We start from the raw sequence: 24,439 nt of genomic DNA, 5'->3' as shown, positions 1-24,439 counted from the left end.
GCGCAATATCAAACCGCCATTATCGTTACAGAATCCAGGGTTCCCGCCGATAGCCTATGGTTAAGCCCATATTGCTAAAAGGGAGTTCGCAGCATGTACGGTTGGCTAGCCAAAAATCTGGGAAACCTGAGCGTCAGCCTCAAGCTCGGCATCGGCTTCGGCCTGGTACTGCTGCTGACCCTGTTGATCACCGCCACCGGCTGGACGGGCTTGGCGGGAGTCATCGATCGTGGCGATAAGCTGGGCAACATCTCCACCCTCTACGCCATGACCAAGGACCTGCGCATCGCCCGCCTCAACTACGAAATGCTCCATGGCGAACAAGGTCCCGATGCCGTCAACGGCATGCTCCAACAGCTCGACGAGGGCCTGCGCGCCGCCCGCCAACAGTTGCAGCAGCCCGAAAGCATCGCCATGGTCGAGCAGCAACTGGATGCCGTTGCCGAGTATCACCGGGCCTTCAACGACATGACACGCGCCACCGCCGCCCGTGAGGCCGCCCGCTCCCAGCTCGGCGCCAGCGCGGACAACGCCGCGGCCCGGGTCGCCGAAGTCGAGAAGTCGCTGCTGCAAGGCGAGAGCCTGGCCCAGTTCAACAACGTCATCGAGCTTTCCAGGCTGATCCAGCAGGCACGCTTCCAGGTTCGCGGCTACACCTACAGCGGCAAGCCCGAAGCCAAGCAGCCGGCCCTGGACGCCATCGACAACGCCCTGAACAACCTCACCGGCCTGCCTTCGCGCCTGCCGGATCAGCACGTCGCCAACCTGCAACAGGCCAGCGATTCGCTCAAGGCCTATCGCACGGCGGTCAGCGCCTTCAGCGACGCAGAGGAAGCCAGCGCCGCTGCCCTCAAGCACATGGCCGCCCAGGGCGAGCGCCTGATGAACCTGAGCAAGCAACTGACCACCGCTCAGACCGCCAAGCGTGACAGCGAGGCCGGCCAGGCCAAGAGCACCCTGTTGATCGCCACGCTGCTGGCTCTGGTATTCGGCATGGTCGCTGCCTGGGCCATCACCCGGCAGATCACCCAGCCCTTGCAACAGACCCTCAAGGCCGCCGAGCGCGTGGCATCCGGCGACCTCAGCCAGGACCTGACAGTCGACCGGCGCGATGAGCTGGGCCAGCTGCAACGCGCCATGCAACGCATGACCCTGGGCCTGCGGGAGCTGATCGGCGGCATCAGCGACGGCGTGACCCAGATCGCTAGCGCCGCCGAACAACTGTCCGCCGTCACCGAGCAGACCAGCGCCGGGGTCAACAGCCAGAAAGTCGAGACCGACCAGGTGGCCACGGCCATGAACGAAATGGCCGCCACGGTGCAGGAAGTGGCGCGCAACGCCGAAGAGGCTTCGGAAGCGGCCGTAGCCGCCGATCAGCAGGCACGCGAAGGCGACCGGGTGGTCAACGAAGCCATCGCCCAGATCGAGCGCCTGGCCAGCGAGGTGGGCAACTCCACCGAAGCCATGGGCCACCTCAAGCAGGAAAGCGACAAGATCGGCAGCGTGCTGGACGTGATCAAGTCCGTGGCCCAGCAGACTAACCTGCTGGCCCTCAACGCCGCCATCGAAGCCGCCCGAGCCGGTGAAGCCGGACGCGGTTTCGCCGTGGTCGCGGACGAGGTGCGCAGCCTGGCCCAACGCACCCAGCAATCCACCGAGGAAATCGCCGAGCTGATCGTCGGCCTGCAAAGCGGCACCCAGCAAGTGGCCAGCACCCTGGACACCAGCCGCAGCCTGAGCGACAGCAGCGTCGAGCTGACCCGCCGGGCCGGCGGTTCCCTGGAGAACATCACCCGCACCGTGTCGGCGATCCAGGCGATGAACCAGCAGATCGCCGCCGCCGCCGAGCAGCAGAGTGCCGTCGCCGAAGAGATCAATCGCAGTGTGTTGAATGTGCGGGATGTGTCCGAACAGACATCATCGGCCAGCGAGGAAACCGCGGCCTCCAGCGCCGAGCTGGCACGCTTGGGGATTCACTTGCAGAGCCTGGTGGGGCGTTTCCGGGTCTGAGTCGCTTTGCCGGCAAGCCGGCTCCTACATCCCCTGTAGGAGCCGGCTTGCCGGCGAATGCCTACAGCACCTGACGCAGGAAAGCCTGGGCCCGAGGGTCTTTCGGCGCCTCGAAGAAGACATCCGGCGCCGCATCTTCCAGCAGCTTGCCGTGATCGAAGAACAGCACCCGATTCGCCACTTCCCGGGCAAAGCCCATCTCGTGGGTGACGCAAACCATGGTCATGCCTTCCTGGGCCAGGGTCTTCATCACGTCCAGCACCTCGCCGACCATTTCCGGGTCCAGGGCCGAGGTCGGCTCGTCGAACAGCATCACCTTGGGCTCCATCGCCAGGGCCCGGGCGATCGCCACCCGCTGCTGCTGACCGCCGGAAAGCCGTGAAGGAAACTCATGGGCCTTCTGCGCGATACCGACCTTCTCCAGCAGCGCCAGGGCCTTGGCCTCGCGCTCCTGCTTACCGCGCTTGCGCACCACCTTCTGCGCCAGGCAGAGGTTTTCCAGCACGGTCATGTGGGGAAACAGGTTGAAATGCTGGAACACCATGCCGACTTCCCGGCGATAGGCGTTCACGTCGGTCTTGGGATCGGCCAGTTGCAGGCCGTCGATGCTCACCGAGCCCGAGTCGAACTCCTCCAGACCATTGAGGCAGCGCAGGAAGGTCGACTTGCCGGAACCGGAAGGACCGATCACCACCAGCACCTCGCCCTTGGCCACTCGGGTGGTGACGTTATCCACCGCGCGCACCACCTGGCCGCGGGTGTCGAAGACTTTTACCAGATCGCGGACTTCAATCACTTTGCGCGAGCCTCCGCTCAAGCCGGCTGGCCATCTTCGACAGCGGCAGGTTGATCAACAAATACAGGCCCGCCACACAGAACAGGATTTCGAACGGCGAGAACGAGGTGGTGATGACTTCCCGGCCGCTCTTGAGCAGCTCGGTGATGGCGATCACCGACACCAGCGAGGTGTCCTTGACCAGGCTGATGAACTGCCCGGCCAGGGGCGGCAGCACCCGCTTGAAGGCCTGGGGCAGCACCACATGGCGCATCGACTGGCCGGCGCTGAGCCCCAGGGAGCGGGCGGCTTCGTTCTGGCCGCGGGCGATGGACTGCACCCCGGCACGGACGATCTCCGCCACATAAGCCCCGGTGAACAGCGACAACGCGGCGATCCCGGCGAACTCCCGGGACAGGTTGAGCACCGTGCCGATGAAGAAATAGAAGATGAAGATCTGCACCAGCAGCGGCGTGCCCCGCACCAGCTCGACATAGATCGTCGACAGGTCGCGCAGGGTCGGGTTGTTCGACAGGCGACACAGGCCGGTGCCCAGGCCGATGATCAAGCCCAGCACCCCGGACACCACCGACAGCCACAGGGTGGTCCACAGGCCCCACAACAAAGGCCCCGCGGCCCAGTGCCGGGTCACGCCGATGACATCGCCCTCGCCCACGTCATCGCCGTTGGCCACCTGCAGGCTGCTTTCATCGACGCTCAGATGCTGCTCGGCACCCGACTCACCGCGCAGGGTGACCTGTGCCTTGCCACCCTGGCGCACCACTTCGGCGACGGTGGAGATCTCCGCCGCCCGCTGGGACTCTTCAGCCTGATAGGCGAAGTACTGGGGGACGCGGTTCCAGCGCCATTCGTAGGACATCAACGAAGTGGCGTAGTACAACGCGCCAGCCAGACCGATCAGCACCAGCACGGTCAGCACGTGCCAGGGCCATTGGGCTTTTTTCTGTTTGTTCACTTTGCAGGTTCCAGCGGTTTGCAGCGGGGGGAGGTTCGGCAGAGCCCAGGCGGGCCTCATCGCGAGCAAGCTCGCTCCTACAAAAACGTGGTACGCCCTGTAGGAGCGAGCTTGCTCGCGATCAACCGCACATCAGTTACCTGATACCTATTCCATGTCCTTGAGCCAGTCGGTGCTCTTGAACCACTTGTCATGGATGCGATCGTAGGTGCCGTCTTCATGAATCTGGTGCAGGAAGTTGTTGATGAAGTTGATGCTGTCGTAGTCGCCCTTCTTCAGACCGAAGGCCAGCGGCTCGTAGGTGAACGGCTTGTCGAGGAATACCAGCTTGCCATTGCCTACCTTGTTGACGGCCACCACGTTGTACGGGGCGTCATAGATGAAGGCGTCGGCCTTGCCGTTGACCACGTCCAGCACTGCTTCCTGCTCGTTGTCGTAGCCGTGGTACTTGGCCTTGGCGATCAGCTTCTTGGCGACCATTTCGCCGGTGGTGCCCAGTTTGGAGGTGATGCGGTAATCGGCGCTGTTCAGGTCCTTGTAGGACTTGATGGTGCCTTCCAGCTCCTTGCGGATCAGCAGGGTTTGGCCGACCACGATGAAGGGTTCGCTGAAGTTCAGGCGCAGGTTGCGTTCCTGGGTCAGGGTCATGCCGCTGCCGATCATGTCGAACTTGTCGGTCAGCAGGGCCGGGATGATGCCGTCATAGCCAGTGGAAACCATCTCCAGCTTGACCCCCATGGATTTGGCCATGGCCTTGAGCAGATCGACTTCGAAGCCGATGATTTCGCCACGCTTGTTGGTCATTTCGAACGGCATGTAGGTCGGGTCCATGCCGACTTTCAGCGTGCCGCGCTTGACCGCATCATCGATGGCGCCGGCCTGGGCGGTATTGACCGCCAGCATGGCGGCAGCGCCTGCCAGCAGCAGCGAAAGATACTTCTTCATCTCAAGTCCCCTGAAGCCATTTTATTGTGGTGTCTGCACGCGGCGGGCCTGGAAAGGAAAATCCCCGACGATCAAGCCGTTATCGATCACGCACAGAAATTTGCGGGTGCGATGCTAACGCACTCGGCCATTTGCACAAGGATTTTTGTTGCTGGCCAAGGGCATGGAGACTATCGGCCGCACATAGCAAAACGCCCTTGAGCAGGAGCTCAAGGGCGTTGGCTTCAGGCCGGTTGCGGCACCGCGTTCAGCGGCTGCAACGGCAGCAGGGGGGCATGGGGATCGGTATCCACCGACTGGCGCCAGGCGCTCAGCCATTCGCTGTGCCCCTCGCTCCAGACCTGCTCGTGCAGGCGTCCCAGGGCCACCGGATCGCTCAACAGCGCCAGGCGCTCGCTGTTGTTCAAGGCCGCCGGCCCGGCTTTGAGGGCGTGGCGCACCCGTTCCTGACGCAGCCATTCGATCGGCTCGGCCTGGGTATGACGGGACGTCGCCAGGGCACAGGCCAGGGCGTTCTGCTGCGGATCGACCACGGCCCGGATAAAGCCGTCGTTGAGCGCATGCCAGCGGTTCTCATGGGTGTACTGGTCGGTGGCCAGCAGCGCCTGGGGCGGAGCATATTCCTCGGGGATCAGGAACAGGCTTTCGTCACGGGACTTCAGGCCCAGGCCGACTCGGCTGGAGATCACCGACACCGGGATCGACAGCATCAGCGAACCGACGATCGGCACCAGCCACCAGAGGAAGCTCGGGTTCAGCCAGATCACCAGCAGTGCCCAGCAGAAGCCCAGCAGGGTCTGCGGACCATGGCGGCGCACCGCTTCGCTCCATGGCGTGGAGTCGTCGTCACGCTGCGGCGAGTTCCAGGTCGCGGCCCAGCCAAGGAACGCGGCCAGAACGAAACGGGTGTGGAAAATCATCCGCACCGGCGCCAGCAGCATGGAGAACAGCATCTCCAGGAGCATCGACAGGGTCACCTTGAACTTGCCGCCGAACTCTTTCGCGCCCTTGGCCCAGATCAGGATGATGCTCAAGAGCTTGGGCAGGAACAGCAGCACGATGGTGGTGGAGAACAGCGCGATGGCCTTGTCCGGGTGCCACTGTGGCCACAGCGGATACAGCTGCCGCGGTTCGAGGAAGTACTGCGGCTCCATCAGGGTGTTGACCGCCAGCAGGGCCGTGGACAGCACCAGGAAGAAGAACCACAACGGCGCCGACAGGTAGGACATCACCCCGGTGAGGAACACCGCGCGGTGCACCGGGTGCATGCCCTTGACCAGGAACAGGCGGAAGTTCATCAGGTTACCGTGGCACCAGCGACGGTCACGCTTGAGCTCGTCCAGCAGGTTCGGCGGCAGTTCTTCGTAGCTGCCCGGCAGGTCGTAGGCAATCCACACGCCCCAACCGGCACGGCGCATCAGCGCAGCTTCGACGAAGTCGTGGGACAGGATCGCACCGGCGAAGGCACCTTTACCGGGCAACGGCGCCAGGGCGCAGTGCTCGATGAACGGCTGCATGCGAATGATCGCGTTATGGCCCCAGTAGTGGGATTCACCCAGCTGCCAGAAGTGCAGGCCAGCGGTGAACAGCGGGCCGTAGACCCGGGTGGCGAACTGCTGCATGCGCGCATACAGGGTGTCCATGCCCGAGGCCCGTGGCGCGGTCTGGATGATCCCGGCGTCCGGCGTGGCTTCCATCAGGCGTACCAGGCTGGTCAGGCATTCGCCGCTCATCACGCTGTCGGCGTCGAGCACCACCATGTATTTGTAGTCGCCGCCCCAGCGACGGCAGAAGTCGTCGAGGTTGCCGCTCTTGCGCTTCACCCGGCGCCGGCGCCGGCGATAGAAGATCTTGCCGAAGCCCTTGGCTTCGCGGCAGACATCCAGCCAGGCCTGCTGCTCGGCGACGCAGATATCGCTGTCGTTACTGTCGCTCAAGACGAAGAAGTCGAAGCGATCCAGGTCACCGGTGGCCGCCACCGACTCGAAAGTCGCCCGCAGGCCGGCAAACACCCGCGGCACGTCTTCGTTGCAGATCGGCATGACCAGGGCGGTGCGCGCATCCTTGGGGATCGGCTCGTTGCCGGCACTGGCCCCGGAAATGCGGTACTTGTCGTGACCGGTCAAGAGTTCCAGGAAGCCCATCAGGGCGGTCCAGAAACCTGCCGAGACCCAGCAGAACAGAATCCCGAACAGAATCAGGATGCTGGTCTGCAACGCATAGGGCAGCACTTGCTGGGCGGTCTGCATCAGCGGCTGGTGCATGACCTCTTCTAGGTCGACGAACGACCAGCCCTGGTACGGCATGATGCCTTTCATGTACCAGCCGGCGACGATGGTCTGGCCAAGCATCAACAGCAGCAGGATGTAGCGCCGGATCGACCCCACGGTGCGCCAGCGGGCAGCCGGCAGTACGCGCTCGTCCTTCTTCGGCGCTGGCGGGTTGCTGCGCCCGGTCAGGCGCCGCCAGCCACGCACCAGGATATTGGTGCGCCACGGCTCCGGCACCACCTTGGTGCGGCGGATAGGCGGCGTGGCCTTGAGGCAGACTCGGCCTTCGGCGTCGACACCGAGCATCTCCGCTTCTTCAAGTTCGGCGGCGGTGCTCATGTGCAGGCGCTGGCCCACCGAGGCCTGGGCGGCATCGGTGGGAGCGTCGAAGGTGCCTGACGACAGGCGTTGGTGCAATTCGCTGAAGGACTGGCAGCCCGCGAGTTCCGCGCGCTGCGCATCCGACATCGGCAGGTGCGCCAGGTACTCGGCAAGAGACTCTGGCTGTAGTTGAGAGTTACTCATCGGCAGGCAACTGATAGCTCCAGGTCTCGGTCAGGACTTGTTCAGTTTTAACCGGTTCCGGTGTGGCAGGGGCCGCTTCGGCAGCAGCAGGCTGCTTGGCGTCTTTGTGGTCCTTGTCCTTGGCGCTCTTGGCATCCTTGGCCGGCTTGGCTTCAGCCAGCTTGGCGGCGGCTGCGGCGGCTTCCTTGTCCTTCTTCTCCTGCTGCTTGGCGGCGAGTTTGTCGGCCTTGGCCACAGAAGAGTTGGAGTTCGGCATCGAGGCCTTGGCCGGCTCGGGCTGGGCAATGTCACGGACCAGGGCGGCGCGCATCTCGGTGGACTTGCTCGCGTCCTTGATCTTCATGCGCAGGGTCAGGCGCCAGCCCTTGGTTTCCGGGTTGTAGCGCACGCTGTTTTCCACCAGCTCGGCGTTGTCACCGACGCTGACCTGGCTGCGAACTTCGGCGTTCTCCGGCAATGCCGCCAGGGACGGGCCCTGGAAGTCCACCAGGTAAGCCACGCTGCCATCGGGTTGACGGATCAGGTTGGACTGCTTGACGTCGCCGGTGGAACGCAGGGTCTGTTGCACCCAGGCGCTGTCCGGGGAATGCAGGGCGGCTTCGTCGATGGTCCAGTGCAGACGGTAGGCGTAGTCCAGCGGCTGGCCTGGTTCCGGCTGTTTTTCCGGGTTCCAGAACGCCACGATGTTGTCGTTGGTTTCGTCCGCTGTCGGGATCTCTACCAGGTCGACGGTGCCTTTGCCCCAGTCGCCCTTCGGCTCGATCCAGGCACTTGGACGCTTGTCGTAGCGATCGTCGAGGTCTTCATAGTGGCTGAAGTCGCGGCCACGCTGCAGCAGGCCGAAACCACGCGGATTTTCCACCGAGAAGTTGCTCACGGCCAGGTGTTTCGGGTTGTTCAGCGGACGCCAGATCCACTCACCATTGCCGGCATGGATCGACAGGCCGCTGGAGTCATGCAGCTCGCGACGGTAGTTGAGGACTTTCGACGGCTGGTTGGCGCCGAACAGGTACATGCTGGTCAGCGGGGCCAGGCCCAGCTTGCCAACCTTGTCCCGCAGGAACACCCGGGCCTTGACGTCGACGATGGTGTCGGCGCCGGGACGCAGGGTCAGGCGATAGGCGCCGGTGGCCCGTGGCGAGTCCAGCAGGGCGTAGATCACCAGGTGCTTGTCGGTCGGTTTGGGCTGCTGGATCCAGAATTCGCTGAAACGCGGGAATTCTTCGCCGGACGGCAAGGCGGTATCGATCGCCAGGCCCCGGGCGGACAGGCCATAGGTATGACCCTTGCCGACGACGCGGAAGTAGCTGGCGCCGAGCATGGTCATGATTTCGTCTTGCTTGTCAGCCTTGTTGATCGGGTACAGCACACGGAAACCGGCGTAGCCGAGCTTCTCGGTGGCCTTGGGATCGAACTTCACGTCGCCGAAATCGAAACGGTTCGGGTCGTACTTGATCTCGGATACGGTGTTGGCGCTGATCTCGTTGATCTTCACCGGCGTGTCGAAGTGCATGCCCTGGTGATAGAACGACAGCTTGAATGGGGTCTTCTGATCGGCCCATTCGGCTTTTTCGCTGAGGAAGCGGATTTTCTGGTAGTCCGCGAACTTCATCTCACGGAACTCATTCGGCAGGTTACTGCGCGGGGCCTCGTACTTCTGCCCGGCCAGGTCCTTGGCCTTGGCCGACACATCATCCAGATTGAATGCCATGAGTTGACCGGCACCGAACAGGCAGACCAGCGCAGAGCCCGTCACCAGTGCGTTTCGTAACCGTTTGGCAAACAAGTTTGGTGCATTACAGGGACTAACAATCACGAGCAACCCTCGCCGAAAACAGATCAAAAAACCAACGGCCAGCTATCTATATGCCAGGTTGGCGAGCATTGTTCCGACTCCGATGGGGCTAAATGATTCCCCAAGCGGCCGTGGACAAGTCTCTACTTAAGTCAAAATGGACCAACGAACGCTGATCCCCGTAGCGCGCGATTATCTAGTAGCCCGCGTTACAACGCATCAGGGGTAACAAAGTATTTATCGCGAAAAACAGCTGTTTGCGCCGCAATTCAGTGGAAAAAGCTGTTTAAGGCGTTTTCAGGTCTGTAACAGGAAGGTTACCGGGCCGTCATTGACCAGATGCACCTGCATGTCCGCGCCGAAACGCCCTGATGCCACTTTGCCATGCAACTGTTGCGCCTTCACTACCAGGTAGTCAAAAAGCTCCTCGCCAAGGGCGGGTGGCGCGGCCGTGGAAAAGCTTGGACGCAACCCGCTCTTGGTATCCGCTGCCAGGGTGAACTGCGACACCAGCAGCAACCCGCCCTGCACATCGGTCAGGGACATGTTCATCTTGCCTTCAGCATCGCTGAACACCCGATAGTTAAGCAGCTTATGCAGAAGTTTGTCGGCGCTGGCCCGAGTGTCCTCGGGCTCCACCGCCACCAGCACCAGCAACCCCTGGTCCACCGCGCCGACGATTTCCCCGGCCACCTCGACCCGCGCGCCGGTTACGCGTTGCAACAGCCCCTTCATGCTTCTTCGGGCGGCAGGTCGAGGAGGCGCCGTGCCATCTGATCAGTGGCACGCACCAGGGCATCGGTGATGCCCGGCTCGGACGCAGCGTGACCTGCGTCGCGTATCACCTGCAGTTCGCTGTTGGGCCAGGCCTGATGCAGTTCCCAGGCATTGTCCAGCGGGCAGATCACGTCGTAGCGACCATGCACGATGACCCCGGGCAGATGGGCGATCTTGCCCATGTCGCGGATCAACTGGTCGGGTTCGAGGAAGGCATTATTAATGAAGTAATGGCATTCGATCCGGGCGATCGACAGCGCTCGCTGCGGCTCGGAGAAGCGGTCCACCACCAACGGATTGGGACGCAGGGTCGCGGTGCGCCCTTCCCAGCCGGACCAGGCCTTGGCCGCATGCATCTGGGCGATCTGATCGGTGCCGGTCAGGCGCTTGTGGAAGGCACTGACCAGATCGTGGCGCTCCTCCAGGGGAATCGGCGCCACATAGTCCTGCCAATAGTCGGGGAACAGGCGGCTGGCGCCACACTGGTAGTACCACTGGATTTCCTGGGGACGGGCCAGGAAGATCCCCCGCACGATCAGCCCCAGCACCCGATCGGGATGGGCTTGCGCGTAGGCCAGGGCCAGGGTCGAACCCCAGGAACCGCCAAACAGCACCCATTTGTCGATGCCCAGGTGCTGGCGAATCCGCTCAAGGTCGGCCACCAGGTCCCAGGTGGTGTTGTTTTCCAGGCTGGCGTGAGGGGTGGAGCGCCCGCAACCGCGCTGGTCGAAGGTGACGATACGGTACAGGTTCGGATCGAAGTAGCAGCGGCTGGAGGCATCGCAGCCGGCCCCCGGCCCGCCATGAATGAACACCACCGGCAAACCTTCCGGTGAACCGCTTTCGTCGACATACAGCACATGGGGCTCGTCGACAGCCAGATCGTGCCGGGCATAGGGTTTGATCTGCGGGTACAAAGTCTGCATTACGCGCTCCGTGGAGGTCGGGTTCATCCCTGGTGGGACTTCATTTATTCTGCCGTTCGGCATCATAAACCCGAATCACGCAATCAGCATGTCCTTGAAGAAAACAGGGTTGTTCGGGGGATTGCGACGCGTAGCGCAGGGTGCTTCGCGAGCAAGCTCGCTCCTACATGAAGGCGTGCATCAGCGGTAGGAACCAGCCTGCTGGCGCAAGCAATGTCAGCGGTAACGCTCCTGCCCCCAGTCCAGTAGCCCTTGCAGCAGCGCCTTGAGCACCACCTGGGTCGGTGCCGCCAGGTCCTCGCGATAGCGGAACGGCTCGAACTCCTCCATGTAGGCACTCTGCGCCAGCTCCAGTTGCACCGCATGAATGTGCGCGGCCGGGTTGCCGTAATGCCGGGTGATGTGCCCGCCCTTGAAACGGCCGTTGAGCACGTGGGTGTAATCGCCATGGGCCGCGCAAATGCGCTCCAGGCGGCCGGCCAGTTGCGGATCGCAGCTGGCGCCATTGAAGGTGCCGAGATTGAAATCCGGCAGCTTGCCCTCGAACAGATGCGGAATCAGCGAGCGGATGGAATGGGCATCGAACAGCAGGGCATAGCCGAACTCGGCCTTGAGCCGCGCCAGCTCCTCCTGCAGGGTGCGGTGATAAGGCACCCAGACCTGTTCCAGGTAGTGCTGCCGATCTTCTTTGGACGGTGCCTGCCCCTCGACGAACAAGGGCTGGCCATCGAACAGCGTCGCCGGATACAGCCCGGTGGTGGCGCCCGCGTACAGCGGCTTGTCATCGGAGGGCCGGTTCAAGTCGATGACGAAACGCGAGTACTCGGCGGCCAGGGTGCTGGCCCCCATCTCCTCGGCAAATTCATACAACCGCGGGATGTGCCAGTCGGTATCCGGCAGGCTCTGCGCCTGGGGCACCAAGCCGGCCGCCACTTCCGGGGTCAGGCGCGTACCGGCGTGGGGCATGCTGATCAGCAGCGGCACCCGGCCTTGTTTGAACGTCAGAACCTTATCCACAAGCCTTCTCCTAAACAGTCACTTCAACGCCGTGTCGCACGACGCGCTTTTCCAGGTCGCCGCCCAGCCAGTAAGCCAGGTCGGCGGGGCGCTCGATCTGCCAGGCGACGAAGTCCGCCACCTTGCCCGCTTCCAGCGAACCATGGGTCTTGTCCATGCCCAGGGCCTGGGCCGCGTGCAGGGTCACCCCGGCCAGCGCCTCCTCGGGGGTCATGCGCAGACAGGTGCAGGCCATGTTCAGCATCAGGCGCAGCGACAGCACCGGCGACGTGCCGGGATTGAGGTCGCTGGCCACTGCCATCTTCACCCCATGCTTGCGCAAGGCGGCCATCGGCGGCAGCTGGGTTTCCCGGAGGAAATAGAACGCTCCCGGCAGCAACACCGCGACGGTTCCCGAGGCCGCCATGGCGATCGCATCGTCCTCGGTCATGAACTCCAGGTGATCGGCGGAAAGCGCCCGGTAGCGTGCCGCCAGGCTCGAACCATGCAGGGACGACAGTTGTTCGGCATGCAACTTGACCGGCAGTCCGAGCTGCTGCGCAGCGATGAATACCCGCTCCACCTGGGCCGGGGAGAACGCCAGGTATTCACAGAAGGCATCCACTGCATCCACCAGCCCTTCGGCCGCCAGGGCCGGGAGCATTTCCATGCAGATGTGCTCGATGTAGTCGTCGCTGCGCTCGGCGTATTCCGGCGGCAGGGCATGAGCCGCCAGGCAGGTGCTGCGCACGCTGACCGGCAACTCTTCGCCCAGGCGGCGGATGACCCGCAGGAGCTTGCGCTCGCTGGCCAGGTCCAGGCCATAGCCGGACTTGATCTCGACGCTGGTGACGCCATCGCGCAGCAGGCTCAGCAGTCGCTTGCGGGCGCTGACGAACAGTTCCTCTTCCGAGGCGGCGCGAGTGGCTCGCACGGTGCTGGCAATACCGCCACCGGCGGCGGCGATCTCGGCGTAGCTCACGCCCTGCAGGCGCTGTTCGAACTCACCGCTGCGGTTGCCGCCAAACACGATGTGGGTGTGGCAATCGATCAGCCCAGGGGTGACCCAGGCACCGCCCAGGTCCTGGACCTGGGAATAATCGGCGACCGGCGCCGCCTGGCGCCGGCCGATCCACTCGATGTGCGCCCCTGACGTCACGATGGCCGCGTCCTCGATGATCGAGTAAGTGCCCTGGGCCATGCTGGCGACGTTGCAGTGTTGCCAAAGAGTTTTCATCCAAGGCCTCCGTTAATGATCAGTGGGTAAAGAAGAGTCGACGCGGATCTGCTGAGCCTGTCCCGCCGCCGGTTTGACCCACAACAGATAGGCCACCACCAACAGCACGATCCACACCGCGCCCACCAACAGCGCCGCTTGAGTTTTCGGGAAGTAGCCCAGCACGCCAAAGATGAACAGCATGAAGGCGATCGCCGCCGCAGGCGCCCAAGGCCAGAACGGCACCTTGAACTGCAACCTGGCTACCTGCTCGGCGGTCATGGAGCGGCGCATGGCCACATGGGTCAGCAGAATCATCAGCCACACCCAGACCGTGGCGAACGTGGCCAGGGAAGCGATCAGCAGGAAGATGTCTTCCGGGATCAGGTAGTTCAGCACCACGCCGCCCAACAGGGTCACGGCCATCACCACCACGGTCATCCACGGCACCCCGGCCTTGGACACCTGGGCAAAGCCCTTGGGCGCCTGCCCTTGCTGGGCCAGGCCGTACATCATGCGCCCGGCCCCGAAGATGTCGCTGTTGATGGCCGACACTGCCGCCGAAATCACCACGATATTGAGGATGGTGGCCGCCGAACTGATGCCCAGGCTGTCAAAGATCTGCACGAACGGACTGCCCTGAGTGCCAATCTGTGGCCAGGGGAAAATCGACATCAGCACGAACAGAGTCAGCACGTAGAACAGCAGGATGCGCAGAGGCACCGCGTTGATCGCCTTGGGAATGACCCGCTGCGGATCCTTGGCCTCACCAGCGGTGACGCCAATGATCTCGATGCCACCGAAGGCGAACATCACCACCGCAAAGGAGGCGATCACCCCGCTGATGCCATTGGGCATGAAGCCGCCATGGGCCCAGAGGTTGCTGGCGCCGGTGGCCTGCTCGGTGAAGGCGCTGCCCATGCCGAACAGCATGATGCCGAAGCCGCCGAGGATCATCGCGATGATCGCCCCGACCTTGAGCAGCGACAGCCAGAACTCCATCTCACCGAAGACCTTGACGCTGCAAAGGTTCAGCCCGCCGATGAGCAGGACGATGCCCAGCACCCAGATCCAGCGTGCCACCTCGGGAAACCAGAAGCCCATGTAGATACCGAAGGCCGTGACGTCCGCCAGGCAGACGATGAGCATCTCGAAGGCATAGGTCCAGCCCAGGATGAAGCCCGGCAAGGGTCCCAGGTACTGGCTGGCGTACTGCCCGAAGGAGCCGGACACCGGGTTGTGTACCGCCATCTCCCCCAGGGCGCGCATCACCATGAACACCGCCGCGCCACCAATCAGGTAGGCCAGCAACACGGCCGGGCCAGCCATCTGGATGGCGGAGGCCGAACCGTAGAACAATCCGGTGCCGATGGCCGACCCCAGGGCCATGAAGCGTATATGGCGAGCTGTCAGCCCCCGGCGTAATCCAGTCTCTTGCGATTGCATGTCATCGTCCCTTTTATTGTTATCGGACACATACGCCCCGCGCAGGTGCGCGAGGCAGAAGAAGCAGGCGCTCCGCGCCTGTCTTGCAGGTACAGCAAACCCACGAGGGCCGCCATTGGCCGAACACGGCGTTGTCTGGCGGCCCGGCGTGCATTACAGGCTCGGCAACAACTGGGCTGGCAGCAGCCCATTCAGGCACCGCGAAGCCAACAACTCGCTGGCCGCGTTGATATCCGGTGCGAAGAAACGGTCCTTCTCGTAGTACGCCACTTTCTCGCGCAGGGTGGCGCGAGCTTTTTCCAGGGTCGGCGAGGTTTTCAGGCCTTCGCGCAGGTCCAGGCCCTGGCAGGCCGCCAGCCATTCCACGGCCAGCACACCGCGGGTGTTCTCGGCCATTTCCCACAGACGCTTGCCGGCGGCCGGCGCCATGGAAACGTGGTCTTCCTGGTTGGCGGAAGTGGGAATGCTGTCCACCGAGTGCGGGTGGGCCAGGGCCTTGTTCTCGCTGGCCAGGGCCGCAGCGGTCACCTGGGCGATCATGAAGCCGGAGTTGACCCCGCCATTGGCCACCAGGAACGGCGGCAGCTGGGACATGTGCTTGTCCATCATCAGCGAGATACGGCGCTCGCTCAGGGACGCGATCTCGGCAATGGCCAGGGCCATGTTGTCGGCCGCCATAGCCACCGGCTCGGCGTGGAAGTTGCCGCCGGAAATCACGTCGCCTTCGGCAGCGAACACCAGCGGGTTGTCGGACACGGCGTTGGCTTCGACCACCAGCACTTCAGCGGCCTGGCGGAACTGGGTCAGGCAGGCGCCCATCACCTGAGGCTGGCAACGCAGGGAGTACGGATCCTGAACCTTGTCGCAGTTCTGGTGCGAAGCGGAAACCTCGGTGCTCTCGCCCAGCAACGCCCGGTAGGCCGCGGCGGTATCGATCTGCCCGCGCTGACCGCGAGCGGCATGAATCCGTGGGTCGAACGGCGAGCGCGAACCCAGTACCGCTTCCACGGTCAGGCCACCGCAGACCAGGGCACCGGCGAACAGGTCTTCGCCTTCGAACAGGCCACGCAGGGCGAACGCGGTGGACACCTGGGTACCGTTAAGCAGCGCCAGACCCTCCTTGGCGGCCAGGGTCAAGGGCTTCAGACCAGCGATTTCCAGGGCTGCGGTGGCGTCCAGCCACTGGCCCTTGTAGCGCGCCTTGCCCTCGCCCAGCAGCACCAGGGACATGTGCGCCAAAGGCGCCAGGTCGCCGGAAGCGCCCACCGAACCCTTGAGTGGAATATGCGGATAGACCTCGGCATTGATCAGGGCGATCAGGGCGTCGATCACCTGGCGGCGGATGCCGGAGAAGCCGCGGCTCAGGCTGTTGACCTTGAGCACCATGATCAGACGCACCAGATCGTCGCTGATCGGCTCGCCCACGCCGGCGGCATGGGACAGCACCAGGGAGCGCTGGAGGTTTTCCAGGTCGGCGCTGGCGATGCGGGTCGAGGCCAGCAGGCCGAAACCGGTGTTGATCCCGTAAGCGGTGCGGTTCTCGGCAAGGATCTGCTCGACACAGGCCACGCTGGCGTCGATCTGCGCCGAGGCGCTGTGGTCCAGGGTCAGGGTCAGCGGCTGCTGATAGATGGCCCGCAGTTGGGCCAGGGTCAGTTGGCCGGGAATCAGATTAAGCGCAGTCACATTCATGCTCCTTTTGAGAGTTTTGTAATAACTACCAGTCGCTCCGGAAGTTTCCGTTATCCGTCGTCATTTGCGGTTCTGCGCGAGTGACGCCTTGGCACGCTGGTGATGGAAAAACCGTTTATTGCACCTTGGAAAAACGTTTGTGCAGCAGCTCCGGGTCCTTGAGCAGCGCCGCCGCGCTGGCAATGTCCGGCGCCAGCCAGCGGTCCTGGTCATAGGCCGGGACCCGCTCGCGCAACAGGCACCAGGCGATACCGGTGCCGGTGCCGAAGCGCTGCGCCTTGAGAAATTCGAAAGCCTGGGCTGCCAGCAGGTACTCGATGGCAAGGATCTGGGTGCAGTTCTCCAGTACCTGATGCAACTTCAGGGCGGCATTGGTGCCCAGGCTCAGGTGGTCTTCCTGCAGACCCGAGGTCACGTAGTTGTCCAGCACCGCCGGCTGGGCCAGTTGACGGTTCTGGGCACACAGCGAGGCGGCCACGTACTGCACGATCATCATCCCGGAGTTGACCCCAGGCTCGCTCACCAGAAACGCCGGCAAGCCACTGACATGAGGGTTGATCAGGCGGTCCAGGCGGCGCTCGGCAATCGAGCCGATCTCGGCCATGGCGATTGCCAGCAGATCCGCCGCCAGGGCCACCGACTGCCCGTGAGGGTTGGCCTGGGACACCACCCGATAGCGGTCCGGAGTGCCCAGCAGCAACGGGTTGTCGGTGGCGCCATTGAGTTCGATTTCCACCTGCCTGACAGCGTGGGCCAGTTGATCCCGGGCAGCGCCATGCACCTGGGGAATGGAACGGATGCTCAAGGCGTCCTGGGTGCGGATGCCACGGCTGGCGGCGATCACTTCGCTACGGTCGAGCAAGGCCCGCAGATTGCTGCCCACTACCTGCATGCCGGGGTGCGCCTTGAGGGCAATGATCTGGGCATCGAAGGCGTCGATCTGGCCGCGCTGGGCCTCGAAACTCATGGCGCCGATCACATCGGCCCACTGCAACAGGCGGCTGGCTTCGGCCAGGGCCAGGCAACTGAGGCCGGTCATGCACGGCGTGCCGTTGACCAGGCACAGGCCATCCTTGGCTCCCAGTTGCACCGGCTGCAGCCCCTCCTCGGCCAGGGCCTGTTCGGCGCTGACAAGACGTCCGCGATAGCTGACCTGGCCGACACCCAGCAAGGCGATACCGATATGGGCCATGTGGGTCAGGTAACCCACCGAGCCCTGGGACGGCACTTGCGGGGTGATGCCGCGATTGAGCAGGTTCAGCAGCGCCTGGACCACCTGGCGGTGGATACCGGACTTGCCGTGGCTGTAGTTGATGATGGCGGCGCAGAGAATCGCCCGGGTCTGTTCGTCGGCCAGCGCCGGCCCGACCCCGCAAGCGTGGCTGAGCAAGGTGTTGCGCGACAGCTGGCTGAGTTGCTCACCGGCCAGCAGCACGTTGCACAAGGCGCCCAGGCCGGTGCTGATGCCATAGGCGCGCTCGCCGCTGTCCACCACCTGGCGGACGATGGCCTGGGCATTGTCGATACGCGCCCAGGCCTGGGCCGACAGTTCAAGCTGCGCGCCATGACGGGCGACGGCGACTACATCCTGCCAACCCAGGGGGGCGTCGGCGATAACGATTTTTTCAGCCTGGGACATCGGGGACCTCTTCTTGCAAACCTTGGGTTGTCTGCCGCTTTGCCGGACCTTTCGCCGGCAAGCCGGCTCCTACACCGTCGCGGCGCGACGCTGGACGAAACGATCGACATACTCGTCCGCCGGCGAATGCAGGATCTCTTTCGGCGTACCGACCTGGATCAGGCGGCCGTCCTTGAGGATCGCGATGCGGTTGCCGATGCGCACCGCCTCGTCCAGATCGTGGGTGATGAAGACGATGGTCTTGTGCAGGGTCTTCTGCAGCTCCAGCAACTGGTCCTGCATCTCGGCGCGGATCAGCGGGTCCAGGGCGCTGAAGGCTTCGTCCATTAGGATGATGTCGGTGTCCGCGGCCAGGGCCCGGGCTAGGCCGACCCGCTGGCGCATGCCACCGGACAGCTGGTGCGGGTACTTCTTCTCGTAGCCCTTGAGACCCACGGTGTTGATCCAGTGCAGGGCCCGCTCGGCGCACAGCGCCTTGCTTTCGCCGCGCACCTTGAGGCCATAGGCGACGTTGTCCTGCACGTTGCGGTGGGGCAGCAGGCCGAAGCTCTGGAACACCATGCTGATCTTGTGCCGGCGGAATTGGCGCAGGGCCTCCATGTCGTATTGCAGGATGTCTTCGCCGTCCACCAGGATCGCGCCACTGGTGGGGTCGATCAGACGGTTGAAGTGGCGCACCAGGGTCGACTTGCCGGAACCGGACAGGCCCATGATGACGAAGATCTCACCCGTGCCGATGCTCAGCGACAGGTCATTGACCCCCACCACGCAGCCCGTCTGGGCCAGTACCTGATCCTTGCTCTGGCCCTGGCGGATCATCGCCAGCGCGTCAGCGGGGCGGTTGCCGAATATCTTGAAGACGTTCCTGACTTCGATCTTGCTCACGGCAGCACTGCTCATTTGCTCACCTCATGACGTGGACGACCGTAGGCCTGGGTAATGCGGTCGATCACCACCGCCAGAATCACGATCGCCAGCCCCGCTTCCAGGCCACGCCCGACGTTGAGGGTCTGGATGCCCACCAGCACATCCTCGCCCAGGCCACGGGCACCGATCATCGAGGCGATCACCACCATCGACAGAGCCATCATGGTGGTCTGGTTGATCCCGGCCATGATGCTCGGCAGGGCCAGGGGCAGTTGCACGCCGAACAACTGCTGCCAGCGGTTGGCGCCAAAGGCGTTGATCGCCTCCATGACTTCACCATCCACCTGGCGGATGCCCAGGTCGGTGAGACGGATCAGCGGCGGAGCTGCGTAGATCACCGTGGCGAAGATCGCCGGCACCTTGCCCAGGCCGAACAGCATCAGCACCGGGATCAGGTACACGAAGCTGGGCATGGTCTGCATGATGTCCAGCAGCGGCATCAGCACCGAACGCAAGCGGTTGCTGCGGGCTGAAAGGATCCCCAGGGGGATGCCGATCAGCACTGAGATCAGCGTCGCCACCAGCATCAGGGCCAGGGTCTGCATCAGCTTGTCCCACAGGCCGACAGCGCCCACCAGGAACAGCAGGCCGACGATCACCGCCGTGGTCAGCAGCTTGCGGGTCGCATGCCAGGCGATGCCGCCGACAATCGCCAGCATCAGCCACCAGGGCGCCAGGCGCAGCAACCCCTCAAGATTGACGATAGCCCACAGCAGGGTGTCGGAGATGTGCCGGAACACGTCGCCGTATTGGGTCACCAGGGCGTCGACCCAGCCGTTGACCCAGTCGGCGATGGAAAAAGTGAAGCGGTCTGGAAACATAAGAAACTCTCGATCTAAGGAGGTTGTGGTCCGGCTTCCGGCGGTGCTTGCGAACCGCCGGAAAGGCTCGACCTACAAGGCCGCGTCGATTTTCCTGGCTGCGTCTTCACTGACCCATGGGTGCCAGACTTCAGGATGTTCCTTGAGAAAGAGTTTCGCCAGTTTCGGCGACTCGATGCGTTCCTTGGTCATCCGCGCCAGATTCTGATTGAGCAGGTCGATGGGCAGGTTGGCCTTTTCCAGCACCGCCACCAGTTCCGGGGCCTCGTCGTGGAAGGTCTTGGACAGGCCGACCTTGATGCTCACGCTCTTGTCGACACCGGGCTTCTCGTCCAGCTTGACCAGGTCCACCTGGCCCATCAGCGGCGTCGGCGACCAGTAATAGAAGAGGATCGGCTCGCCACGCTTGTAGCTCGACAGCACCGCCGCATCCAGGGCCGGGCCGGTGCCCGGACGGAAGTTGGTGTAGCTGCTTTCCAGGCCGTAGCTCTTGAGCATCTCGCTGTTGTCCAGCTCGCAGGTCCAGCCGGCCGGGCAATTGTAGAAACGGCCCTTGCTCGGTTCTTCCGGGTCCTTGAACACGCTGGCGTACTGGCCCAGGTCGGCGATGTTTTTCAGGTTCGGCGCCTTGGCTTCGAGCTTGCGCTTGGCATCGCCCTCGATCACATAGCGCGGCACGTACCAGCCTTCGATGGCACCCACCACCGGCGCGCCGACGCCCACCACCTTGCCGGCCTTCTCGGCCTTGTTCCACACCTCGCTGCGGCCCACCCATTCTTCGGCGAAGACCTGGATGTCATTGCTGCCCAGGGCGTTTTCCATAGTGATGGAGTTGCCCGGCAGGCTGTCGGTCTTGCAGTCGTAGCCCTTCTCCAGGACGAACTGCAGAACGTCGGTGAGCAACATGCCGCTTTCCCAGTTCAGGCCGGCGAACTTCACCGGTTTGCCCGACTCGCACCAACCGGCCGCCTGGGCACCGGAGGCAGCCAGCAAGCCCATGGACAGTAACGTGGTCAGCAGGGTCTTGTGCATTTTCATTGTGTGACGCTCCTAATCATGAGTTGGCTTACGGCAGTCAAGAGGCATCCAGCCCAGTCCACGTCCCGTCAAGACTCACACCGCAGCAGCGCGGCCGGCCTCACTCAGCTTTTGTTCGTTGGCCGCGCCCTGCTCTACCGGCAGGATCAACTGCTCGGGCACCGCGCCATGCCACTTCTTCGCGCAGGCGTAATACAACGCCGCGGGCACCACCAGGCCGATGATCCAGGAGATGTCGGTATCGCCCAGACTCGCCACCAGCGGGCCGGTATAGAAGTGGGTAGAGATGAATGGCATCTGAACCAGCACGCCGAATACATAGATGCCGATGCCCATGACATTCCAGCGACCGTAGCGACCGTCCGGGTTGGACAGGGCCGGGATGTCATAGCGTTCTTTGGTGATGCAGTAGAAATCCACCAGGTTGATCGCGCTCCAGGGCGTGAAGAACGCCAGCAGGAACAGGATGAAAGACTTGAATGCGCCAAGGAACGAGTGCTGGCCCAGCAGTGCGATCAGGGTCGCGGCACCGACGATCAGCAACACGAAGACCAACCGCTGCAGGCGCGTCACTTTCAACTCGCCGCGAAAGCCGCTGATGATGGTGGCGATGCACATGAAGCTGCCGTAGGAGTTCAGCGTCGAGATGGTCACCTTGCCGAAGGCGATGCTGAAGTAGAGCATCGCGGCAATCGCGCCACTGCCTCCCAGGCCGACGATGTAGGCCACTTCACGACCGGCGAACTGGCCCTTGGACAGGGCTGCGGCGAACACGCCGAGCACCATCGCCACCTGGGCACCGATCACCGAACCCGCGCCCGCGGCGAAGAACGTCTTCAACGGCGACGTCTTGCTCGGCAAATAGCGCGAGTAGTCGGCCACATAAGGGCCGAACGCGATCTGCCAGGACGCGGCCAGCGACACCGCCAGGAGGAAACTGCTCCAGCTGAAGTGACGAATGGCCAGCAAGGCACTGATATCGGTCTGGCTCAGCAGCCGGCTGAACAGATAGAAGAAGGCGACCACGCCGATCACGCTGGCGACCCGGCCGATGTAGTGGATCACCCGATAGCCGAGCACGGTGACCAGCACAATGACGCTGGCGAACATCAGGATGCCGAGACTGTCGCTGACACCGAACATCTGCCCCAGCGCCTGCCCGGACAGCACCGTACCGGTCGCGGTGAAACCCAGGTACATCAGGCACACCAGCACCATCGGGATGGCCGCGCCATAGACCCCGAACTGCACCCGACTGGAAATCATCTGCGGCAGCCCGAGCCTCGGTCCTTGCGCCGCATGCAGGGCCATCACCCCGCCGCCCAGCAATTGCCCGATCAGCAGACCGATCAACGACCAGAACACATCACCGCCCAGCACCACCGCCAGAGCGCCGGTGACAATCGCCGTAATCTGCAGGTTGGCACCCAGCCACAGAGTGAACTGGCTCAGTAGACGACCGTGTCTTTCCGCTTCCGGGATGTAGTCGATCGAGCGCCTTTCGATCAACGGCTTGCTGCTTGCACGATCATTTCCTAAGGCCATGGACGTCAAACCTCTATGGGCACTACAGACGACTTCCACTGCAGGAGCGAGCTTGCTCGCGAGGCGGTGCAGTTGATGCACCGCGGTGCTTGCTTCGCCAGCAAGCTGGCTCCTACAGGGAGGGTTGGGAGAACCGATACTCCGGTTACTTGCCGGTGATCATCGGCAGGTTCAGGCCCTGTTCCTTGGCGCAATCGATCGCGATCGGGTAGCCGGCGTCGGCGTGACGCATGACCCCGGTAGCCGGATCGTTGTGCAGCACCCGGGCAATCCGCTCGGCTGCTTCATCGGTGCCGTCGCAGACAATGACCATCCCCGAATGCTGGGAGAAGCCCATGCCGACACCGCCGCCGTGGTGCAGGGAAACCCAGGTCGCACCGCTGGCGGTGTTCAACAGGGCGTTGAGCAGCGGCCAGTCGGACACGGCGTCGGAGCCGTCCTGCATGGATTCGGTTTCACGGTTCGGGCTGGCCACGGAACCGGAGTCCAGATGGTCGCGACCGATGACGATCGGCGCCGACAGCTCGCCGCTGCGCACCATTTCGTTGAACGCCAGGCCGAGCTTGGCGCGCTGGCCCAGGCCGACCCAGCAGATCCGCGCTGGCAGGCCCTGGAAGCTGATGCGCTCGCGGGCCATGTCCAGCCAGTTGTGCAGGTGGGCGTCGTCGGGGATCAGTTCCTTGACCTTGGCGTCGGTCTTGTAGATGTCCTGCGGGTCGCCGGACAGCGCCGCCCAGCGGAACGGGCCGATGCCGCGGCAGAACAGCGGGCGGATGTAGGCCGGGACGAAACCCGGGAAGTCAAAGGCATTCTCGACGCCTTCTTCCTGGGCCATCTGACGGATGTTGTTGCCGTAGTCGAAGGTCGGCACGCCCATCTTCTGGAAGGCCAGCATGGCTTTGACGTGTTCGGCCATCGACTGCTTGGCGGCCTTGATCACGGCGGCCGGCTCGGTCTTGGCGCGATCGCGGTACTGCTCCCAGGTCCAGCCCTTGGGCAGGTAGCCGTTGAGCGGGTCGTGGGCGCTGGTCTGGTCGGTGACCATGTCCGGACGCACGCCGCGGCGTACCAGTTCCGGCAGGATTTCAGCGGCGTTGCCACACAGGGCGATGGAGATCGCGCGGCCTTCGGCGGTGTATTTCTTGATCCGCGCCAAGGCGTCGTCCAGGTCGGTGGCCTGTTCGTCGACGTAACGGGTCTTGAGGCGGAAGTCGATGCTGGTCTGCTGGCACTCGATGTTCAGCGAGCAGGCCCCGGCCAGGGTCGCGGCCAGAGGTTGCGCACCACCCATGCCACCCAGGCCTGCGGTCAGGACCCAGCGGCCCTTGAGGTTGGAGTCGTAATGCTGGCGACCGGCCTCGACGAAGGTTTCATAAGTGCCCTGGACGATGCCCTGGCTGCCGATGTAGATCCAGCTGCCAGCGGTCATCTGGCCGTACATGGCCAGGCCCTTGGCGTCCAGTTCGTTGAAGTGCTCCCAACTGGCCCAGTGCGGCACCAGGTTGGAGTTGGCGATCAGTACCCGTGGCGCATTGCTGTGGGTCTTGAACACACCGACCGGCTTGCCGGACTGCACCAGCAGGGTTTCGTCGTCATTGAGCTGGGTCAGGGCCTCGACGATCTTGTCGTAGCACTCCCAGTTGCGCGCGGCGCGACCAATGCCGCCATAGACCACCAGCTCCTTGGGGTTCTCGGCGACTTCCGGATCGAGGTTGTTCATCAGCATGCGCAGCGGCGCTTCGGTCAGCCAGCTCTTGGCGGTCAGCTTGTTGCCACGTGCGGCGCGAATTTCGACGTTGCGGAACTTGGTGGGTTTGCTGTCAGTCACGGAAAAACTCCTCGGCGATGAGTCCAAGGTGCGAAGAGGATTCCATCGACTCTTACGCACACATATTTACTTGTACATACAAGCATATGCAATCAAGCGGCCAACTTGCTTGAGACGTAACTGAAAAACCCTGGGATAAAACTGCAGGCCTTGTGGAATAAGGCTTTCAACAGAGCGAGATTTTTCAAGAAGGGAATTTTGCTCAGCCGCGAGACTGTTACCAGACAGCAGTTTTGCGCTGTTCTGGGGCGTTCGGTAACAAATGGGTGCGCGGGGGACACCGCCCCGGTGG

At 63.3% G+C, this 24,439-nt stretch carries 18 protein-coding genes and 1 pseudogene; 2 read left to right on the top strand and 17 right to left on the bottom strand.

Annotation, left to right across the window (positions count from 1 at the left end):
• Nucleotides 1-93: 93 nt before the first annotated feature.
• Both DNK59_RS32415 and DNK59_RS32410 read left to right on the top strand, forming a co-directional pair.
• Nucleotides 94-1,104, top strand: a pseudogene (locus DNK59_RS32415) (methyl-accepting chemotaxis protein); the annotation flags it as partial.
• Nucleotides 1,105-1,137: 33 nt separating this feature from the next.
• Nucleotides 1,138-2,010 carry a methyl-accepting chemotaxis protein gene (locus DNK59_RS32410; protein WP_371920256.1) on the top strand — a complete coding sequence of 291 codons (873 nt, stop codon included), beginning with the start codon at nucleotides 1,138-1,140 and terminating at the stop codon, nucleotides 2,008-2,010.
• A gap of 61 nt (nucleotides 2,011-2,071) precedes the next feature.
• Here the strand turns inward: DNK59_RS32410 and DNK59_RS06695 are convergent, their stop codons facing one another.
• The 17 genes from DNK59_RS06695 to hutU all read right to left on the bottom strand — a co-directional run bounded on the left by DNK59_RS06695 (nucleotide 2,072) and on the right by hutU (nucleotide 24,147).
• Nucleotides 2,072-2,806 carry an amino acid ABC transporter ATP-binding protein gene (locus DNK59_RS06695; RefSeq protein ID WP_092318845.1) on the bottom strand — a complete coding sequence of 245 codons (735 nt, stop codon included), beginning with the start codon at nucleotides 2,804-2,806 and terminating at the stop codon, nucleotides 2,072-2,074.
• Nucleotides 2,799-3,761 (bottom strand): amino acid ABC transporter permease, encoded by a 963-nt coding sequence (locus DNK59_RS06690; protein WP_110722668.1) that lies wholly within the window; start codon nucleotides 3,759-3,761, stop codon nucleotides 2,799-2,801. Before DNK59_RS06690 ends, DNK59_RS06695 begins: the two co-directional genes overlap by 8 nt.
• A gap of 147 nt (nucleotides 3,762-3,908) precedes the next feature.
• Entirely contained in the window at nucleotides 3,909-4,706 is a 798-nt protein-coding gene (locus DNK59_RS06685) for a transporter substrate-binding domain-containing protein (RefSeq protein WP_110722667.1), read from the bottom strand.
• A 224-nt stretch (nucleotides 4,707-4,930) separates the two neighbouring features.
• Nucleotides 4,931-7,501, bottom strand: coding sequence for a glucans biosynthesis glucosyltransferase MdoH (gene mdoH, locus DNK59_RS06680; RefSeq protein WP_110722666.1), 2,571 nt, complete (start codon nucleotides 7,499-7,501; stop codon nucleotides 4,931-4,933).
• Complete coding sequence (locus tag DNK59_RS06675) at nucleotides 7,494-9,317, bottom strand: glucan biosynthesis protein G (RefSeq protein ID WP_092320567.1); 1,824 nt, start codon at nucleotides 9,315-9,317, stop codon at nucleotides 7,494-7,496. Before DNK59_RS06675 ends, mdoH begins: the two co-directional genes overlap by 8 nt.
• A 276-nt stretch (nucleotides 9,318-9,593) precedes the next feature.
• Nucleotides 9,594-10,031, bottom strand: a complete 438-nt coding sequence (gene dtd, locus DNK59_RS06670) for a D-aminoacyl-tRNA deacylase (RefSeq protein WP_110722665.1) — start codon at nucleotides 10,029-10,031, stop codon at nucleotides 9,594-9,596.
• Complete coding sequence (gene pip, locus DNK59_RS06665) at nucleotides 10,028-10,999, bottom strand: prolyl aminopeptidase (RefSeq protein ID WP_092318837.1); 972 nt, start codon at nucleotides 10,997-10,999, stop codon at nucleotides 10,028-10,030. Before pip ends, dtd begins: the two co-directional genes overlap by 4 nt.
• A 216-nt stretch (nucleotides 11,000-11,215) precedes the next feature.
• On the bottom strand, nucleotides 11,216-12,016 hold the full coding sequence (hutG, locus tag DNK59_RS06660; protein ID WP_110722664.1) for an N-formylglutamate deformylase: 801 nt from the start codon (nucleotides 12,014-12,016) through the stop codon (nucleotides 11,216-11,218).
• 10 nt (nucleotides 12,017-12,026) lie between these two features.
• Nucleotides 12,027-13,232, bottom strand: a complete 1,206-nt coding sequence (gene hutI / locus DNK59_RS06655) for an imidazolonepropionase (RefSeq protein WP_092318833.1) — start codon at nucleotides 13,230-13,232, stop codon at nucleotides 12,027-12,029.
• Nucleotides 13,233-13,244: 12 nt separating this feature from the next.
• A complete protein-coding gene (locus DNK59_RS06650; protein ID WP_092318831.1) occupies nucleotides 13,245-14,657 on the bottom strand; it encodes an amino acid permease in 1,413 nt (470 codons plus the stop codon).
• A gap of 153 nt (nucleotides 14,658-14,810) precedes the next feature.
• Nucleotides 14,811-16,349, bottom strand: a complete 1,539-nt coding sequence (hutH, locus tag DNK59_RS06645) for a histidine ammonia-lyase (protein WP_092318829.1) — start codon at nucleotides 16,347-16,349, stop codon at nucleotides 14,811-14,813.
• A gap of 115 nt (nucleotides 16,350-16,464) precedes the next feature.
• On the bottom strand, nucleotides 16,465-17,988 hold the full coding sequence (gene hutH, locus DNK59_RS06640; RefSeq protein WP_110722663.1) for a histidine ammonia-lyase: 1,524 nt from the start codon (nucleotides 17,986-17,988) through the stop codon (nucleotides 16,465-16,467).
• Between the two features lie 69 nt (nucleotides 17,989-18,057).
• The gene (locus DNK59_RS06635; protein ID WP_092318825.1) at nucleotides 18,058-18,888 is read right to left on the bottom strand and encodes a glycine betaine/L-proline ABC transporter ATP-binding protein; all 831 of its coding nucleotides are present in this window, start codon (nucleotides 18,886-18,888) and stop codon (nucleotides 18,058-18,060) included.
• Entirely contained in the window at nucleotides 18,885-19,736 is an 852-nt protein-coding gene (locus DNK59_RS06630) for a proline/glycine betaine ABC transporter permease (RefSeq protein ID WP_092318823.1), read from the bottom strand. The genes DNK59_RS06635 and DNK59_RS06630 overlap by 4 nt, the downstream gene beginning before the upstream one ends.
• A gap of 72 nt (nucleotides 19,737-19,808) precedes the next feature.
• Nucleotides 19,809-20,774, bottom strand: a complete 966-nt coding sequence (locus tag DNK59_RS06625; RefSeq protein WP_092318821.1) for an ABC transporter substrate-binding protein — start codon at nucleotides 20,772-20,774, stop codon at nucleotides 19,809-19,811.
• Nucleotides 20,775-20,849: 75 nt separating this feature from the next.
• Nucleotides 20,850-22,319, bottom strand: a complete 1,470-nt coding sequence (locus DNK59_RS06620; protein ID WP_110722662.1) for a cytosine permease — start codon at nucleotides 22,317-22,319, stop codon at nucleotides 20,850-20,852.
• A gap of 145 nt (nucleotides 22,320-22,464) precedes the next feature.
• Entirely contained in the window at nucleotides 22,465-24,147 is a 1,683-nt protein-coding gene (gene hutU / locus DNK59_RS06615; RefSeq protein ID WP_092318817.1) for a urocanate hydratase, read from the bottom strand.
• Nucleotides 24,148-24,439 lie beyond the last annotated feature (292 nt).

This window comes from Pseudomonas sp. TKO26 (assembly GCF_003225665.1).
Lineage (GTDB): Bacteria > Pseudomonadota > Gammaproteobacteria > Pseudomonadales > Pseudomonadaceae > Aquipseudomonas > Aquipseudomonas saponiphila.
The sequence above is the reverse complement of the archived record's forward strand: the minus strand, read 5'-3'. Positions and strand labels throughout refer to the sequence as shown.

Excerpts from the sequence above, each read along its gene's own strand:
- DNK59_RS32410 (WP_371920256.1), top strand. The coding sequence starts at position 1,138 with ATGCAACGCATGACCCTGGGCCTGCGGGAGCTGATCGGCGGCATCAGC.
- DNK59_RS06685 (WP_110722667.1), bottom strand. The coding sequence starts at position 4,706 with ATGAAGAAGTATCTTTCGCTGCTGCTGGCAGGCGCTGCCGCCATGCTG.
- mdoH (WP_110722666.1), bottom strand. The coding sequence starts at position 7,501 with ATGAGTAACTCTCAACTACAGCCAGAGTCTCTTGCCGAGTACCTGGCG.
- dtd (WP_110722665.1), bottom strand. The coding sequence starts at position 10,031 with ATGAAGGGGCTGTTGCAACGCGTAACCGGCGCGCGGGTCGAGGTGGCC.
- pip (WP_092318837.1), bottom strand. The coding sequence starts at position 10,999 with ATGCAGACTTTGTACCCGCAGATCAAACCCTATGCCCGGCACGATCTG.
- hutI (WP_092318833.1), bottom strand. The coding sequence starts at position 13,232 with ATGAAAACTCTTTGGCAACACTGCAACGTCGCCAGCATGGCCCAGGGC.
- DNK59_RS06650 (WP_092318831.1), bottom strand. The coding sequence starts at position 14,657 with ATGCAATCGCAAGAGACTGGATTACGCCGGGGGCTGACAGCTCGCCAT.
- hutH (WP_092318829.1), bottom strand. The coding sequence starts at position 16,349 with ATGAATGTGACTGCGCTTAATCTGATTCCCGGCCAACTGACCCTGGCC.
- hutH (WP_110722663.1), bottom strand. The coding sequence starts at position 17,988 with ATGTCCCAGGCTGAAAAAATCGTTATCGCCGACGCCCCCCTGGGTTGG.
- DNK59_RS06635 (WP_092318825.1), bottom strand. The coding sequence starts at position 18,888 with ATGAGCAGTGCTGCCGTGAGCAAGATCGAAGTCAGGAACGTCTTCAAG.
- DNK59_RS06630 (WP_092318823.1), bottom strand. The coding sequence starts at position 19,736 with ATGTTTCCAGACCGCTTCACTTTTTCCATCGCCGACTGGGTCAACGGC.
- DNK59_RS06625 (WP_092318821.1), bottom strand. The coding sequence starts at position 20,774 with ATGAAAATGCACAAGACCCTGCTGACCACGTTACTGTCCATGGGCTTG.
- DNK59_RS06620 (WP_110722662.1), bottom strand. The coding sequence starts at position 22,319 with ATGGCCTTAGGAAATGATCGTGCAAGCAGCAAGCCGTTGATCGAAAGG.